The sequence below is a fragment of the Pseudoalteromonas sp. P1-25 genome, from assembly GCF_001401805.1.
GTDB lineage: Bacteria > Pseudomonadota > Gammaproteobacteria > Enterobacterales > Alteromonadaceae > Pseudoalteromonas.
The window spans coordinates 1-246 of sequence record NZ_LKDW01000130.1; the positions used below are offsets into that span (position 1 = coordinate 1).

At 34.1% G+C, this 246-nt stretch carries 1 pseudogene; it reads left to right on the forward strand.

The features are described 5' to 3' along the window. Positions 1–90 (forward strand): annotated as a pseudogene (locus AN393_RS20180) (Mobile element protein); the annotation flags it as partial. Positions 91–246: the final 156 nt, after the last annotated feature.

Here is a 246-nt window from a genome sequence, read left to right on the forward strand (position 1 = left end):
GCAATCGCAAGAAAGCGTCAAGTAAGTTTGGTTGATACAAAATACTATCACTGTATTTCACGGTGTGTTCGTCGTGCATTTTTATGTGGAAGAAAAATAAACAAGACACTCATCTTAAATTTTGCACTTAACGCAATTAGAGGCTAGCTTTTATTTAGGAAAAATAAACAAGACACTCATCTTAAATTTTGCACTTAACGCAATTAGAGGCTAGCTTTTATTTAGTGCAAAAAACAAGCAGGGTGT